Genomic DNA, 14,594 nt, shown 5'->3' on the forward strand with positions numbered 1-14,594 from the left:
GTGCTGAGAATCGTTGATAGAACCAGTCATGCGCATCTGGATCAGGAATCCGCTCGCCATCCTCGCCGAGAATGCCGGGGGTGGGGTCGTGATCGAGGATGGGATGATCGTCGAGCTCGTCGCCAGCGGCGCCTATCCGGCGCTGCCGGTGACCGAGAGCTTCGATGCCTCGGGCCATGTCGTCCTGCCGGGGCTGATCAACACCCATCACCATTTCTACCAGACGCTGACCCGTGCTCATCCCGCCGCGATCGATCGCGAGCTCTTCCCCTGGCTGAAGGCGCTCTATCCGCTCTGGGCGCGCCTGCGGCCGGAGGATTTGCGCCTCGCGGTGCGCGCTGCGTTGGTCGAGCTCATGCTCTCCGGCTGCACCACTGCAGCCGACCACCACTATCTCTACCCCGCAGGGCTGGAGAACGCCGTCGACATCGCTGTCGAGGAGGCGCGGGCGCTCGGCATCCGCGTCACCATCTCGCGCGGCTCGATGAACCTGTCGCAGAAGGATGGCGGCCTGCCGCCGGACGAGGTGGTGCAGGACGAGGACACGATCCTCGTTGACAGTGAGCGGGTGCTCGGCCTGTTCCATGATCCGAAGCCTGGCAGCATGGTGCAGATCGCGCTGGCGCCCTGCTCGCCCTTCTCGGTGACGCCCTTGCTGATGGCGAGATCGGCCGAGCTCGCGGCCCGCTTCGACGCGCCGCTGCATACGCATCTGGCGGAAACCGAGGACGAGGATGCCTATTGCCTGGAGGTCTATGGGAAGCGCCCGCTCGATCTGCTGGAGGACGTCGGATGGCTGCGGCCGAAGACCTGGCTGGCGCACGGCATCCATTTCTCCTGCGAGGAATGCGAGCGGCTGGGCAAGGCCGGCGTCGGGGTCTGCCATTGCCCGACCTCAAACAGCGTGCTCGCTTCCGGCTTCTGCAAGACGCGCGAACTCGAGGCGGCAGGTGCGCCGGTCGGCCTCGGTGTCGATGGCTCGGCCTCCAATGACGGCTCGAATCTGATGGAGGAATTGCGCCACGCGCTGCTGGTCAACCGACTGCACTACAAAAGCGCAAGCGCGGTGACGGCGCGCGACACGATCCGCTGGGCGACGGAGGGCTCGGCGCGCTGCCTCGGGCGTTCCGATATCGGCAGGATCGCGATCGGCCTGCAGGGCGATCTCGCCCTCTACAGGCTCGACGAATTGCGCTTCTCCGGTGCGCATGACCCGATCGCGGCGCTCGTGCTGTGCGGCGCGAACCGGGCCGATCGTGTCATGGTCGGCGGGCGCTGGCGCGTGATCGACGGCGAGATTCCCGGGCTCGATCTGGCATCCCTGCGCCGCGCCCATGCCTTGGCGGCGAAGCGCTACAGCTGAAGGCCGGAGACCGGAACGGTTTCGCCCGGCCGCGTCAGCGGCTTCAGGAAGCCGGTCAGGTCGTCGGTGACGAAATCGACATGGCCGGCCTCGACAACCGCCTGCTCCCAGGCTTCGCGGAACGGATCGGGGGTGCGCGGCACGATCAACACCGTCTTCATGCCGAGCGCGCTCGGCACCAGCAGGTTCTTGTCGATATCCTCGAACATCGCCGCCCGGGTCGGGTCGACCGCATGCTTGGCGAGGAAGTTCTCATAGGTGGCACGCTCGGGCTTGGGCAGGAAACCGGCCTCGACGATGTCGAAGATGTCCTCGAAATGGTGGAGGATGCCGAGCTTGCCGGCGACGTTCTCGGCATGGCCGCGCGAGCCATTGGTCAGGATCAGCTTGCGGCCGGGCAGGGCGGCGATCGCCGCGCCAAGATCCGGATTGGGATCGAGCAGCGACAGGTCGATGTCGTGGGCGAAGGCGAGGAAGTCCTCGGGATCGACGCCGTGTTCCTCCATCAGCCCTTTAAGCGTGGTGCCATAGCGCTCGTAATAATAGCGGCGCAGCTCGTGCGAAGAGAGGCCGTCGAGACCAAAGAGCTCGAGCAGGAAGAGGGTGATCCGTTCATTGACCTGCGGCCAGACCTGCGCCTCATGCGAATAGAGCGTGTTGTCGAGGTCGAAGATCCAGTGGTCGACATGGCCGAACGCCGCCTGCTCCGGCAGGAGCGGGATGGCGGTGGCTGGTATGGTCGTGTTCTGGTTCATAGGGGCATGTCATGTGGGGGGCACCATCATGACATGCAAGATACTTGCAAAGTCCTTGCGACGACGAGGTCGTCCATAGGGATCAGCGAGGCCGTTCCTTCTCCCGGATGGGAGAAGGGTTCCTGTGCCTTACCTTGTCGACGCCTCAGCGCCGGATGATCGTGCCCGAACCGGTGTCGGTGAAGAGCTCGATCAGAGCCGCATGCGGGACCTTGCCGTCGAGGATCACGACGGCCTCGACGCCCTTTTCCAGCGCGTAGATGCAGGTCTCGATCTTCGGGATCATGCCGCCGGAGATGGTGCCGTCGGCGATCAGGCGCCGGCACTGCTCGATGGTGAGCTCCGGGATCAGGTTCTTGTCTTTGTCGAGCACGCCCGGGACGTCGGTGAGCAGCAAGAGGCGCTTGGCGCCGAGCGCGCCGGCGATCGCGCCGGCGAAGGTGTCGGCGTTGACATTATAGGTCTGGCCGTCGGCGGCGGCGCAGACCGGGGCCAGTACCGGGATCAGCTCTTCCTTGAGGATCGCCTTGAGCACGGTGGTGTCGACCGTCTCGGGCTCGCCGACGAAGCCGAGATCCAGCACCTGCTCGATCTTCGAATCGGGGTCGACGATGGTGCGGGTCGCCTTCCGGGCGGTCACCATGTTGCCGTCCTTGCCGCAGAGGCCGATCGCCTTGCCGCCTTCGCGCGAGATGTAGCCGACGATCTCCTTGTTGACCGAGCCGGCCAGGACCATCTCGACCACGTCGACGGTCGCGGCGTCGGTGACGCGCAGGCCCTGCTTGAACTCGGACTTGATGCCGAGCTTGTCGAGCATGCGAGCGATCTGCGGGCCGCCGCCATGGCAGACCACCGGCTTCAGGCCGGACTGCTCGAGCAGCACCACGTCCTCGGCGAAATCCTCGGCAGTGGCGGCGTCACCCATGGCGTTGCCGCCATATTTGATCACGATCACCTCCTGGTCGTAGCGCTGCATGTGCGGCAGCGCCTGGACGAGCAGTTCGGCGGCTTGCGAGGGTGTGAGATTGTGAGGCGCGTTCATCGGCAGGCTCCGCGAAGGCGCAGGAGGCAGCTGCGCCGCGCCGCGTTCTAGCGGAAGAAGGAAGGCTGCGAAAGCGCGTCGATGCCGGTCAGGCGCGCTTAGCGAACAGGGCGGCGATGACGAGCCCGAGCCAGCCGCCGAGCATCATGAAGCCGCCGGCGGGCGCTGCGCCGAGGAAGAGCCGCTCGCCATGGAAACCCCGCATCGCGAGATCGGCGGAAAAGAGCGCGACGCCGAGGATCATGAGCGAGATTGCAAGGCGAGCCGGCCAGTCCGCGAGCAGCTCGGCTCGCCGCGCCGTGCAGGCGGCGATCACCGCAGGTGCATGGAAGAGCAGCATCTGCCCGGCGATCTGGACGTTGTCGGAGCCGCCGGCATGCGTCCCGGCCGCGAGCAGCGTTACGCCGGCGAGCCCCATCAGCATGGCGATGGTGAGATGGATGCGGGTGGCGGTGATCATCGGCGGATCCGTGTCGTTAGCCCCGGGGCGGGGCAAGGCTGCGGGCGAGCAGACGCTGTGGCCGCGGGCAAGGTCAAGCGGGTGCCGCTGTGGCATCGTGCTCCAGCCGGCAGTTCAATCTCGGCCGGGCGCGTTGCGCGTGAGTTGCGTCACCGGCGCAGGCGCCGAGCCATAGCGGCTCTGATGCTCGAGCTCGGCATTGAGCTCGGCGCCGGCGAGGACGATCGTGGCAGAAAGCCAGAGCCAGGTCATGAACACGACGATGGTGGCGAGAGAGCCATAGGTCGCGGTGTAGCGGCCGAGTGTGCTGACATAGAAGGAGAAGCCGACCGAGGCCGCGACCCAGAGCAACGCCGCGGCGATGGCGCCGGGCAGCACCCAGGCGAAACGCGGCAGCTTGCGGTCCGGGCCGATCCAATAGAGGCAGCCGATCGCGACGATGCCGATGAAGAAGAAGGCCGGCCAGCGCAGCCAGCGGATCACGACCTCGATCTCGTGGCCGAAGGGAAAGAGCGCGGTCACCACCGGCAGGCTCGCGATCAGGGCGAGCGCCAGGATCAGTACGAAGAGCGCGCTCAGCGTCGTCCCGAGCGAGACCAGGTTGAGGCGAATGAAGCCGCGCTGCTCGCGCACGCCATAGATGATGTTCAGCGCGTCGAAAGCCGCCTTCATCGCGGCGTTGGCGCTCCAGACCGCGACGAGGAAGCTGATCAGGAAGGTCAGCGAGAGATTGGTCACATTCTGGCCTGCGAGCCGCATGGCCTGTTCCCGGATCAGCTCGCGTGCCGCCTGGGGGAAGACGATGGTGACGTCGTCGAGCTGGCCGACGATGGTCGCCGGGTCGGTCAGCACGCCGTAGAGTGTCACCAGCAGCGACAGGGCTGGCACCAGCGACAGCAAGGTGAAGAAGGCGACGGCGCCGGCGAGCGAGAGCACGCGCGCTTCCTGGATGCGGGCGCTGAAGCGCAGCAGGACGTCCTTCCAGCCGCGCCAGGGCAAAGCGATCGGGCTGATGGCGCCCTGGCCACGCCGGGCCTGACGCAAGGGCTCGCCGACCCGGCGCGAGACCAGGCCGTGGACATAGCCGGCGACCACAGCCGCTAGCCCGGCGGCGCCCGTCAGTCGCTTGAAATAGGCCATGCACGCTCCGGTCCAGGGGCGGTCGATCCTAGACAGCTCCGTCGCGCTGGCAACGTTGCGGCAGGTGTTTTCGTTCCGGGAGGCGGACGGGGGCGGGGCCGCTTAGAGGTTCGTTAACCTTAACATTTTCATAATGCCGCTCCTGACGCCATCGCGGCGCCGGCGGATCGTCCGCCCCCGAAGCAGCCGTCGTTCGAGCCGAGCATGTGATGAAGACCCTTCTGAAAGCCAGCATTGCAGCCGTCGCCCTGTTGAGCGCCGGCGCCTCCCTGGCGGCCGACTTCTCCAGGAAGGGCGTCCTGCCGCCGGCGCCGGAGCTGCCGACATTCTACAACTGGAGCGGCATCTATCTCGGTGGCCAGGCCGGCTATTCCTGGGGCTCCGACCGGGCGAGCGAGTTCGCCAGCGCCGGACGCGCGCCGCTCGGCCGCTCCTTCGACTACAGCCCGTCCTCCTTCATCGGCGGCGCCCGCCTCGGCTTCAACTACCAGTTCGGTGCGATCGTGCTCGGCGTTGAGAGTGACATCGAGGGCGTGAACGCCCATGCGGGACAGGGCGATCTCGGCGGCGTGGTCCGCGTGCGGCAGGACTGGCAGGGTTCGGTGCGTGCGCGCCTGGGCTACAGCCTCGATCGCATCCTGGTCTACGCCACGGCCGGCGCGGCCTTCACCAAGCTGGACTATTCCTACGTCAATCCGCTGACCGGCCTGGGTGAAAGCAGCAACGCCTCGAAGACCGGCTGGACGGTCGGCGGCGGCGTCGACTATGCCCTGACCGACAACCTGATCCTCGGCATCGACTATCGCTACACCGACTACGGCAAGTTCGACCATGTCGGGATCGGCGCCTATCTAGGCCGCACGGTCGAGCACGAGCCGTCGGCGCATGCGGTGCGCGCCAGCCTCGCCTACAAGTTCTGAGGGGTCGCGCGCTTCAGCCTGCCTTGCGGAACATCCCGGGCGTGATGCCGTGCACGGCACGGAAGCTGCGCGAGAGATGGCTCTGGTCGGAAAAGCCAGCGGCGAAGGCGGCGTCCGCCAGGCTGGTGCCCTCCTGAATCAGCCGATTGGCGCGGCGCAAACGGCGGTCGCGGATGAAGGTGGCCGGCGTCGAGCCGGTGAGCTTCTTGAAGTCGCGGATGACCTGGAAGCGGGTGACGCCTGCGGCCATGGCGAGCCCTTGCAGGTCGATCTCGCCAGCGAGCCTCTCCTCGATCACCTGCTCGTAGCGTGAGAAGCGGCGGCGCGAGCCGGAGCGGTCGAGCGACTCGGCTGGCCGATCATTGTCGCCATGTTGCAGGATCAGCCGCCGTAGAGCGGTCAGCAAGGAGGCCTCCGCGCGCGTGGCTTCCGACGAGGCCGATTCCGTATGGGCTTCCGTGAGCAATCGGACCAATTCGGGATCGTCGAGCAGGGCCTGCGGGAAGAGCGGCACATGCGGCTGCCCGAGTTCGGCTGCGATGTCCGACAGCAGCGTCACCGAGGGATAGAAGGTCCGGTAGGCCCAGCCCTGTTCGGCGCCGGCTTCGCCATCGTGCCACTCCTCCGGATTGACGACGAGCACCGAGCCGGCCGGAGCCAGCACCTCCTGACGGCCGACGCGCACGCGCTCGCAGCCCTCGGTGATCAGCGCGATGACGTAGCCGTCATGGGTGTGGCGGTCATAGCGATGCTCCCGAAACCGCGCCTTGAGCAGGCCGAGCTCGCGGAAGGCGGCGTGGCGCCAGAACTCCTGACTCTCCTGTCGCGGCTCGCTCATCGGTCAATCTGGTTCAAGACGCTGCCCGGTCCACTCTTCTAATCCATGCGGGACAGGAGAGAACCATGCTGCACAATGACCCGATCGCCGCGCTGACACCAGAGGTCGTCGCCTGGCGCCATCACATCCACGCCAATCCCGAGCTTGGCTTCCAGGAGGTGGAGACCGCCCGCTTCGTTGCCGAGAAACTGCGTTCCTTCGGCCTCGAGGTGCAGGAGGGCATCGGCGGCACCGGCGTCGTCGGCACGCTGCGCGCCGGCTCCGGCTCCGGCAAGCGTGCCATCGGCCTGCGCGCCGAGCTCGATGCGCTGCCCGTCATCGAGCGCACCGGCCTGCCTTACGCCTCGAAGAAGGAGGGCGTGATGCATGCCTGCGGCCATGACGGCCACAGCGCCATGCTGCTCGGGGCCGCGAGACTCCTCAGCCAGAACCCGGATTTCGACGGCATCGTCCACTTCATCTTCCAGCCGGCCGAAGAGAACGAGGGCGGCAGCATGAAGATGATCGAGGCCGGGCTGTTCGAGCGCTTCCCGGTCGAAGCTGTCTATGCCGTGCACAATTGGCCGGGCGTGCCCTTCGGCACCATCGCGGCCCGCGCCGGGGCGCAGATGGCGGCGGTCGACAATTTCGAACTGCGCTTTTCCGGGCTCGGCGCCCATGTCGCCATGCCGCATCTCGGCGACGATCCGATCCTGGCCGCCGGGGCCTTCATCCAGAACGTGCAGCGCATCGTCTCGCGCGCCGTCGACCCGCAGACACCGATCGTGGTCAGCCTGACGCAGGTCCATGGCGGCAATGTCGGCAATATCGTGCCGAAGGAAGTCTGGCTGCAGGGCACCTGCCGCTTCTTCGAACCGGCGCTGTCCGATCTCTGCGAGCGGCTCATCGGCGAGATCGCACAGGGTGTCGCCGGCTCGCATGGCGTCAGCGCGGCACTCGACTACAAGCGCGGCTATCCGCCGGTGATCAACACCGCCGAGGCAGCGGCGCTGGCGGCGCGGGCCGCCGCCGCGGCGGTCGGGCTGGAGAACGTCTCGACCGAGTTCAAGCCGAGTCTGGGCTGCGAGGACTTCGCCTTCATGATCCGCGCCGCAGGCGGCTGCTATGCCTGGATCGGTGCCGGCGAGGTTGGTCCCGGCGAGGGGCTGCACGGCGACCGTTACGTGTTCAACGATGCGATCGTCCCGCATGTGCTGCGCTACTGGCAGAATCTCGTCGCCAGCGCGCTGCCGAAGGCTGCGCCATGAACGCGCATGTCCCCGCTCGCCGGATGATCGAGCGCCGCTGCGGCGGGCGTATCCTGCTCGACGGCGTCGACACGATCATGCTTGGCGCCAACGACTATCTCGGCCTTTCGACCGATGAGCGCGTGCTCGCCGCGACCAACGAGGCGATGCGGCTCTATGGCACCGGAACCGGCATCTATCCGGTCTTCGTCACGACGCCCCTGCACGAGGCGCTGGCCGAGAACCTCGCCTCCTTCCTCGGCGTCGAGGCGGTGGCGCTGTTCTCGTCCGGCGGCAGCGCCAATGGCGGTGTGCTGACGACTTTGGTCGGCGCCGGCGACGTCATCATCTCGGACCGGCTGAACCACGCCAGCATCATCGATGGCTGCCGCCTGAGCCGTGCCGAGATCGAGACCTATGAGAACCGCAATGTCGCGGGTCTGCGCCGGGCGCTCGAGGGAACGAGGCGGGCCAAGCGGCGCCTGATCGTCACCGACGGCATCTTCAGCATGGAGGGGGGCGCTGCGCCGCTAGTCGAGATCCAGGCGCTGGCGCGCAAATTCGACGCGCTGCTGATGATCGACGAGGCGCATGCGACCGGCGTGGTCGGGCCGGGTGGCGCCGGCACCGCGCCGCTTTGCGGCCTCGCCAATGGCGCGCCCGACATGCTGCTGACCGGCTCGCTATCGAAGGCGCTGGGCGGCGCCAGCGGCGGCTTCGTCGCCGGTCCGCGACTGCTGATCGAGAAGCTCAAGGCGCAATCGCGCAGCTGGATCTTCACCATGGGGATGACGACGGCGAATGCCGCGACGGCGCTGACGGCGCTGAAGATCTGCCGCGACGACCCCGGCCCGCGCGAGCGGCTCTGGCGCAATGCCGCCCATTTGCGCGAGGCGCTGCGCTTCTACGCACTCGCCTGCCATGACAGCGACAGCGCCATCACCGCGGTCAAGGTCGGCGGCGAGGAGAGGGCGCGCGCCATGACCACGCGCCTGGTCCGGGCCGGCGTCTTCGCTCCGGCGATCTCGTTCCCGATCGTGGCGCAGGGCGAGGCGCGGTTGCGGCTGCAGGTCAGCGCAGCCCATGAGACCGCCGAGCTCGACGAGGCGGCGGCAGCGCTGGCGACGGCGTTCGCCGAGACGGGCTGAGGTCAGGCCGCCCCGAGCCGGTAGAGGTGCACCGGCTTGCGCGGGGCGCGCCTGATCACGCCCTTTGCCTCGAGATCGAGCTGGACGGCCTTGAGCCACCAGCCGGCCGTGGCGCCCTGCGGAAAGAGATCGTCCGGCAGAAAGGGCAGCAGCGCCTCTTTCGCATCGGGTACGGTCAGGCCAGGCGCCGCGTCCGGCAGGACCGACAAAAGCGCCTTGCGCATTGCCGTGTACTTGGCGCGGTCGACCCGCTCGGACTTACCGGGCTTGTTGACGTTTTCGATCTCGATCTTGTCGTCAGGCATCGACCGTCCCCGCGATAGTGATTTTCGGATTGCGGAAGCCCATGGCGATCCAGGACGTCAGGAGTTTCGCGTAGAACGAGATCGTGTGGCTCTTCAGATTGGGTATGTCGGCCGGCAGAACGGATGCGTCGGGCAGGTCGCCGGTCATGGTGCGCAGCGTCGCTTTCGGCCGGGCGTTCTCGGGCCACAGATGCGAATAGAGGCTGAGCCAGTGCGCGCCCTTCATCTCCAGGAAGACCGGCGTGTTGCAGCAGGTCGCGACCACCCGGCGTGAGCCGGCCTCGGGCTTCAGCCGGAACTCGCGCAGGCTCTCCGCGCCAGAGAGGATTTTCACCCGGTCCTTGCGGTATTCGGCGGTTGGCGTCGCGTCGTACGCGGTCAGGATGCTCCTCGCATTCGGCAGCTTGGCAAGCCGGGCGGCAGCAGCCCGGCAGCTGTCGCACAGGCATTCGGAGACGAGGATCGGGGCCCCCTCGACTTCGAGCCGCGTATGCCCGCAGGTGCATCCGATCGTCATGCGCTGGCTCATGCTGCCAAATCCTCCGCGACGTGGAAAAGGTGCCGGATGTACCGGTCGAGATGGTCGAGGCTTTCGCGTGCGAGATCGGGCTCGTTCCCGGCCTTGGCCAGGACGAAGCCGCCCTGGAGGACGGCCTGGGTGTGCCGCGCCAGGCTCTTGGCGGTCCAGTCGGCGCTGATCCCGCGCTCGCGACGGGCCTGTTCGATGTCGGCTTCCAGCGTCGCGGCATGGCCGAAGATGCTGCGGCCGCAGGCGTCGCGGATGTCGGGTGCGCTTGCGTGGACTTCCTGTGCCATCGTCCCGACAAGGCAGGTGAATTCGAAGAGATCGCCGGCGATGATCGCCTTGCGGAAGGCGACATAGGCGAGGACGCGATCAAGCGCGTCGGCCGGCTCATGATAGGGCGCGGCCGCGAAGAAGGGGGTGACTTCCCGCGTCCAGAACTCCGCCGCTGCGACGCCGAGCGCCTCCTTGCTCGCAAAATGATGGAAGAACGCGCCCTTGGTGACATCGGCGGCGCGACAGAGATCGTCGACGCTGGTGGCGGCGAAGCCCTTGGCGCGGATGACGTCGCGTGCCGCTTCAAGGAGTCGGGTGCGGGCGCTGCCGCGTTCGGGGGACTGTTTGGTAGGCCGTGGCATGGCCTATACACACCATTCAGTTGGTATGTTGCAAGCCGAGAATCTCGCGATCGTAAAGCTGCCGACATAGGGCGCGGGGAACCCTTCTCCCGTGTGGGAGAAGGGCAGGGATGAGGGCCTGCCCTCACCCATTGAGGTCGCAGCGGCGCCGTTGCGCTTCAGTAATCAGCGACGGTCCCTCACCCCTGCCCCTCTCCCATTCGGGAGAGGGTTCTACCCGCCGCGGTTCAATCCATTGACAAAAAAATCTGTCAATGAGAACTTCGGGTCATGCTCGACCTCGACGTCATCGACGATCCCGCTCGCGCCGCCGTGGCGCTCGATCCGGTCAAGCGCCGGATCCTGGCTGAATTGTCGGAGCCGGCTTCGGCCGCTTCGCTGGCCGGGCGGGTCGGGCTGACCCGGCAGAAGGTCAATTACCACCTGCGCGCGCTTGAGGAGCACCGGCTCGTTGCGCCGGCGGGCGAGCGGCGATGGGGCGGGCTAACTGAGCGACTGATGGTGGCGAGCGCCGCCTCCTTCGTCGTCTCGCCGGCAGCGCTGGGCTCGCTCGGCGCCGATCCGGAGCGCAATCCCGACCGGCTCTCGGCGAGCTATCTGATCGCGCTCGCGGCCAGGATCGTGCGCGAGGTCGGGACGCTCTGGAATGAGGCGCGCCGGCAGGAGAAGCGGCTGGCGACGCTGTCGCTCGACAGCGTCATCCGCTTCCGCTCGCCGACCGAGCGCGCCGCCTTCACCCGCGAGCTCACCGAAACCGTGGCGGCCCTCGCCGCCCGCTACCACGACGACAGCGCGCCGGGCGGGCGCTCGCATCGTCTCGTGGTCGCCGCCTATCCGGCGCCCGAACCGGCCAAGGCTTGAAAGGAACTGGATGATGCCGATCAAGAAGGACGGAACCGGTAAGCGCTGGGTCGAGATGGAGGTTCTCGTTCCCGGCACGCCCGAACAGGTCTGGCAAGCCATGGCGACTGGACCGGGCAATTCCACCTGGTTCACGCCGACGACGATCGAGGAGAAGGTCGGTGGCAAGCTCAGCTTCAGCTTCGGGCCGGAGATGAGCTCGACCGGCGAGATCAATCTCTGGGAACCACCGCATCGCTTCGGCTACACTGAATACGAATGGGGCGAGAAGGCACCGCCAATCGCGACCGAGATCACGATCACCAGCCGCTCAGGCGACAAATGCCTGGTCAGGATGGTGCATTCGCTGTTCGCCTCCAGCGATGACTGGGACGACCAGATGGAAGGCTTCGAGGGCGGCTGGCCCGGCTTCTTCGCGGTGCTGCGGCTCTATCTCACGCATTTCGCCGGCAAGAAGGGGACCTGCTTCCAGGCGATGCTGCCGACCGAAGGCGAGCATCTTTCCGTCTGGAAGCAGTTGACCGAGACGCTCGGCCTTTCCGGCGCCAATGTCGGCGAGCGGCGCGAATTGCCGGCGGCACTGCAGGCCTTCGCTGGCACTGTCGAGCAGACTGAGCAGAATCGGAAACAGCGGCATGTGCTGCTGCGCTCCGATGACGGCGTCGCGTTGATCGGCAGCTACGGGATGGGTGACAAGGTCAATCTCAGCGCTTGCCTGTTCTTCTACGGCGATGATGCCGACAAGCGCGCAGCCGAGAGCGAGCCGAGGTGGCAGGGTTGGCTCAAGGAGACTTTTGCCGCCGGCTGAGCGTTCGCCTCAGCCGCGCTGGGCGAGCAGCCACGTCCTGACCAGCGCGGTCTGCTCGGTGTGCCGCGGTTTGCGGGCGCTGACGACGTAGAAATCGAGGCCGCCGCGCATGTTCGCCGTCGTCGCCAGCACGAGGCGGCCGGCGGCGAGATCAGGTTCTACCAGGAAGCGGCTGGCCAGCGCGATGCCCTGGCCGGCGATCGCGGCATCGATCGCCAGCGCCGTCTGGTTGAAGCGCGTGCTGCGGATCGCCAGAGGCATGGGCCGGCCGAGCGCGCGCTCGAAGAATTCCGGCCAGAGATCGTGTCCATCGCGTAGCAGTGGCAGACTCGCCAGGTCCTCCTCGGATGGGCGCATGGCGGGCTGGCAGACCGCGACGATCTCGTGCTCGAACAGGAGGTCGGCGGTCAGGCCGGGGCCGAACGGGGGGCGGCCCTGGCGAATGGCGATGTCTACGCCATCCGACTGGAAGTTCGCCAGCGCGTCGCTGGCGAGGATGTTGAGTTCGAGCTGCGAATGGGCGGTGGTGAAGTCCGGCAGGCGCGGCACCAGCCATTTCGCCGCGATGCTCGGCGTCGCACTGATCGTCAATCGCAGCGGCTGTGGGCGCAGAGTGTCTGTCGCCTCGGCCAGCAGGGCGAAGGCGCGGGCGACATGGGTCGCGTAGCTGCGGCCGGCGCTGGTTAAAGCGAGCAGGCGGGGCTGGCGCTCGAACAGCTTCAGGCGAAGTTCGCTTTCGAGGCCGCGGACATGCTGCGCGACCGCGCCCTGGGTAACGCCGAGCTCATCGGCCGCAGCGCGGAAATTGAGATGCCGTGCGGCCGTCTCGAAGGCGCGCAACGCGTTGAGCGAGGGCAGGCGCTGCTGCGGTTCGGTCATGCAGTAGTTTTTCTATCGATATGACGCTGGCCAACTCGCTGGCGAGTTTACGCGGCTAATGCGAGAAAGGCGAGAATGAGCGGCGTTGCTCGCAGCGCTGCTCGCCCTCGGCAAAAAGATGGAGCGTTCCATGGCAGGAGAAAAAGTCGCAATCGTCACCGCCGGTGGCAGCGGCATGGGCGCAGCCGCGGCGAAACGGCTGGCGCAGGACGGCTTCAAGGTCGCGATCCTGTCCTCCTCCGGCAAGGGCGAGGCCCTGGCCAAGGAACTCGGCGGGTTCGGCGTCACCGGCTCGAACCAGTCGAACGATGACCTGAAGCGGCTGGTCGACGAGACGATAGCGCGCTTCGGCCGCATCGATGTGCTGGTCAACAGCGCCGGCCATGGTCCGCGCGCGCCGATCACCGAGATCACCGACGAGCAATGGCATACCGGTCTCGACGTCTACCTGATGAATGTGATCCGGCCGACCCGGCTGGTCGCGCCGGTGATGGCGGCACAGAAGTCGGGCGCGATCATCAACATCTCGACCGCCTGGGCCTTCGAGCCGGCAGCCAACTTCCCGACCTCGGCGGTGTTCCGCGCCGGGCTCGCCGCCTACACCAAGCTCTTCGCCGACCAGTATGCGGCCCAGAACGTGCGGATGAATAATGTCCTGCCCGGCTGGATCGACTCGCTGCCGCAGACAGACGAGCGCCGCGACGGCGTGCCTATGCAGCGCTACGGCACCAGCGAGGAGATCGCCGCGACGATCGCCTTCCTCGCCTCGGAGGGCGCTGGCTACATCACCGGCCAGAACCTGCGGGTCGATGGCGGCTTGATGCGCTCGCTCTAGAGGCGTAGCCATCGCGCCGCACGGTTTGACGGACGGAGCAGGCGCGATGACGGGCAAGGTCGACTGGGACGCGAACCAGTATCTGCGCTTCGAGGACGAGCGGACGCGCCCGCCGCTCGACCTGATCCAGCGCGTGCGCCTCACCGATCCGCAGCTTTGCATCGATCTTGGCTGCGGGCCGGGCAACAGCACTGAACTCGTCGCCGCCCGCTTTCCGGATGCCAAGGTCGAAGGGCTCGATTCCTCGCCGGACATGCTGGAGAAGGCGCGCAAGCGCCTGCCGCAGCTCTCCTTCACTCTGGCCGATCTGGAGAGCTGGTCGGCCGATAGCCGCTACGACCTGATCTTCGCCAATGCGGCGCTGCAATGGATTCCCGACCATCCCGCCCTGTTCGCCCGATTGGCCGGGTCGCTGGCGCCGGGCGGTGTGCTCGCCGTGCAGATGCCGAACAATCTGAGCGAGCCCTCGCATGTTTCGATGGACGAGGCCGCCGCCGAGGGGCCCTGGGCGGCCCGCCTCGCCAATGCGCGGGCCTCGAAGGCGGTGATCGGCTCGTTCTCGGACTATCGGCGCTGGCTGATGGCGGCCGGCTGCCAGGTCGATATCTGGCAGACGACCTATGTCCACGCGCTCGCCGGCCACGATGCGATCGTCGAGTGGTTCAAGAGCACGGGCCTCAAGCCCTATATCGACCCGCTGCCGGCCGGGGAGCGCGATGCTTTCCTCGCCAGCTATCGCGAGAAGATCGCAGCCGCCTATCCGGCCGAGCCGGACGGCAAGGTGCTGCTGCGTTTCCCGCGCCTGTTCATCCTCGCGGTCCGGGCGTAGCCTCGGCCGCAGAGGCCGCTGCCT

The 14,594-nt window shown here is 67.1% G+C and carries 17 protein-coding genes; 8 read left to right on the forward strand and 9 right to left on the reverse strand.

Annotated elements, in window-relative coordinates:
* Positions 1-28: 28 nt before the first annotated feature.
* Positions 29-1,363 carry an 8-oxoguanine deaminase gene (locus BLM15_RS25125; protein ID WP_126115308.1) on the forward strand — a complete coding sequence of 445 codons (1,335 nt, stop codon included), beginning with the start codon at positions 29-31 and terminating at the stop codon, positions 1,361-1,363.
* On the opposite strand, the gene BLM15_RS25130 is transcribed toward BLM15_RS25125, so the two are convergent.
* The 4 genes from BLM15_RS25130 to BLM15_RS25145 form a co-directional block, all read right to left on the reverse strand.
* A complete protein-coding gene (locus BLM15_RS25130; RefSeq protein ID WP_126115309.1) occupies positions 1,354-2,118 on the reverse strand; it encodes a pyrimidine 5'-nucleotidase in 765 nt (254 codons plus the stop codon). The two genes, BLM15_RS25125 and BLM15_RS25130, sit on opposite strands and share 10 nt — an antisense overlap.
* Positions 2,119-2,263: 145 nt before the next feature.
* A complete protein-coding gene (gene argB / locus BLM15_RS25135) occupies positions 2,264-3,160 on the reverse strand; it encodes an acetylglutamate kinase (RefSeq protein WP_126115310.1) in 897 nt (298 codons plus the stop codon).
* An 88-nt stretch (positions 3,161-3,248) separates the two neighbouring features.
* Positions 3,249-3,620, reverse strand: a complete 372-nt coding sequence (locus BLM15_RS25140) for a DUF423 domain-containing protein (RefSeq protein WP_164547634.1) — start codon at positions 3,618-3,620, stop codon at positions 3,249-3,251.
* A gap of 114 nt (positions 3,621-3,734) precedes the next feature.
* On the reverse strand, positions 3,735-4,760 hold the full coding sequence (locus BLM15_RS25145; protein WP_126115312.1) for a YihY/virulence factor BrkB family protein: 1,026 nt from the start codon (positions 4,758-4,760) through the stop codon (positions 3,735-3,737).
* Between the two features lie 209 nt (positions 4,761-4,969).
* Between BLM15_RS25145 and BLM15_RS25150 the strand changes: the two genes are divergently transcribed.
* The gene (locus BLM15_RS25150) at positions 4,970-5,680 is read left to right on the forward strand and encodes an outer membrane protein (RefSeq protein ID WP_126115313.1); all 711 of its coding nucleotides are present in this window, start codon (positions 4,970-4,972) and stop codon (positions 5,678-5,680) included.
* A gap of 13 nt (positions 5,681-5,693) precedes the next feature.
* On the opposite strand, the gene BLM15_RS25155 is transcribed toward BLM15_RS25150, so the two are convergent.
* Positions 5,694-6,518 carry an AraC family transcriptional regulator gene (locus BLM15_RS25155; protein ID WP_126115314.1) on the reverse strand — a complete coding sequence of 275 codons (825 nt, stop codon included), beginning with the start codon at positions 6,516-6,518 and terminating at the stop codon, positions 5,694-5,696.
* A gap of 65 nt (positions 6,519-6,583) precedes the next feature.
* Here BLM15_RS25155 and BLM15_RS25160 point away from each other — a divergent pair, with 65 nt between their 5' ends.
* Positions 6,584-7,765, forward strand: a complete 1,182-nt coding sequence (locus BLM15_RS25160) for an amidohydrolase (protein ID WP_126115315.1) — start codon at positions 6,584-6,586, stop codon at positions 7,763-7,765.
* Positions 7,762-8,892, forward strand: a complete 1,131-nt coding sequence (locus tag BLM15_RS25165; RefSeq protein ID WP_126115316.1) for an aminotransferase class I/II-fold pyridoxal phosphate-dependent enzyme — start codon at positions 7,762-7,764, stop codon at positions 8,890-8,892. The genes BLM15_RS25160 and BLM15_RS25165 overlap by 4 nt, the downstream gene beginning before the upstream one ends.
* Before the next feature lie 2 nt (positions 8,893-8,894).
* Here BLM15_RS25165 and BLM15_RS25170 read toward each other — a convergent pair whose 3' ends face one another.
* Genes BLM15_RS25170 through BLM15_RS25180 form a run of 3 tightly spaced genes read right to left on the reverse strand, consistent with a single transcriptional unit; the run spans position 8,895 to position 10,358 of the window.
* Complete coding sequence (locus tag BLM15_RS25170) at positions 8,895-9,197, reverse strand: DUF6958 family protein (protein WP_126115317.1); 303 nt, start codon at positions 9,195-9,197, stop codon at positions 8,895-8,897.
* A complete protein-coding gene (locus BLM15_RS25175; protein ID WP_335904810.1) occupies positions 9,190-9,714 on the reverse strand; it encodes a GFA family protein in 525 nt (174 codons plus the stop codon). The genes BLM15_RS25170 and BLM15_RS25175 overlap by 8 nt, the downstream gene beginning before the upstream one ends.
* Positions 9,715-9,722: 8 nt before the next feature.
* Positions 9,723-10,358 carry a TetR/AcrR family transcriptional regulator gene (locus BLM15_RS25180; protein WP_126115319.1) on the reverse strand — a complete coding sequence of 212 codons (636 nt, stop codon included), beginning with the start codon at positions 10,356-10,358 and terminating at the stop codon, positions 9,723-9,725.
* Between the two features lie 270 nt (positions 10,359-10,628).
* On the opposite strand from BLM15_RS25180, the gene BLM15_RS25185 reads away from it, so the two are divergent.
* The gene (locus BLM15_RS25185; protein ID WP_126115320.1) at positions 10,629-11,219 is read left to right on the forward strand and encodes an ArsR/SmtB family transcription factor; all 591 of its coding nucleotides are present in this window, start codon (positions 10,629-10,631) and stop codon (positions 11,217-11,219) included.
* A 13-nt stretch (positions 11,220-11,232) separates the two neighbouring features.
* Positions 11,233-12,027: an SRPBCC family protein gene (locus tag BLM15_RS25190; RefSeq protein WP_126115321.1), complete on the forward strand. Its 795-nt coding sequence runs from the start codon at positions 11,233-11,235 to the stop codon at positions 12,025-12,027.
* Positions 12,028-12,036: 9 nt separating this feature from the next.
* Here BLM15_RS25190 and BLM15_RS25195 read toward each other — a convergent pair whose 3' ends face one another.
* Positions 12,037-12,906, reverse strand: a complete 870-nt coding sequence (locus tag BLM15_RS25195) for a LysR substrate-binding domain-containing protein (protein ID WP_126115322.1) — start codon at positions 12,904-12,906, stop codon at positions 12,037-12,039.
* A gap of 130 nt (positions 12,907-13,036) precedes the next feature.
* Here BLM15_RS25195 and BLM15_RS25200 point away from each other — a divergent pair, with 130 nt between their 5' ends.
* Both BLM15_RS25200 and tam read left to right on the forward strand, forming a co-directional pair.
* A complete protein-coding gene (locus BLM15_RS25200) occupies positions 13,037-13,741 on the forward strand; it encodes an SDR family oxidoreductase (RefSeq protein ID WP_126115323.1) in 705 nt (234 codons plus the stop codon).
* 46 nt (positions 13,742-13,787) lie between these two features.
* Positions 13,788-14,570 carry a trans-aconitate 2-methyltransferase gene (tam, locus tag BLM15_RS25205; protein ID WP_126115324.1) on the forward strand — a complete coding sequence of 261 codons (783 nt, stop codon included), beginning with the start codon at positions 13,788-13,790 and terminating at the stop codon, positions 14,568-14,570.
* Positions 14,571-14,594: the final 24 nt, after the last annotated feature.

The sequence above is a fragment of the Bosea sp. Tri-49 genome (assembly GCF_003952665.1).
GTDB lineage: Bacteria > Pseudomonadota > Alphaproteobacteria > Rhizobiales > Beijerinckiaceae > Allobosea.